Below are 339 nucleotides of genomic sequence, written 5' to 3'. Positions count from 1 at the left end.
GCGCCGCCTCGTCGTACTCCGGAGCCGGGACGTGGGACAGGATCGTGGAGAAGAACGGCTCCAGGCTGTCGCTGTCCTGCGGGACCGTGCCGTCCTCCGGCTTGGTCAGCGAGGCCACACCGTCACGCGCACAGGCGTAGACGATGGGGAACTCGATCTGGTCCTCGTCGGCGTCGAGGTCGAGGAAGAGGTCATAGGCCTCGTTCACGACCTCGTCGATACGGGAGTCGGGGCGGTCCGTCTTGTTGATGCACAGGATGACGGGCAGACGGGCCTGCAGCGCCTTGCGCAGCACGAAACGGGTCTGCGGCAGCGGCCCCTCGGAGGCGTCGACCAGCA

1 protein-coding gene is annotated in these 339 nt (G+C 67.6%); it reads right to left on the bottom strand.

Features of this window, described 5'->3' with window-relative positions; translation table 11 throughout:
- Positions 1–339, bottom strand: a 339-nt coding sequence (locus tag ACLZOT_RS50880) for a GTP-binding protein (RefSeq protein WP_416976104.1), incomplete at both ends; no start/stop codon positions are given.

This window comes from Streptomyces sp. 4F14, from assembly GCF_048159485.1.
GTDB lineage: Bacteria > Actinomycetota > Actinomycetes > Streptomycetales > Streptomycetaceae > Streptomyces.
This window is presented reverse-complemented; position numbering and strand designations above follow the sequence as displayed.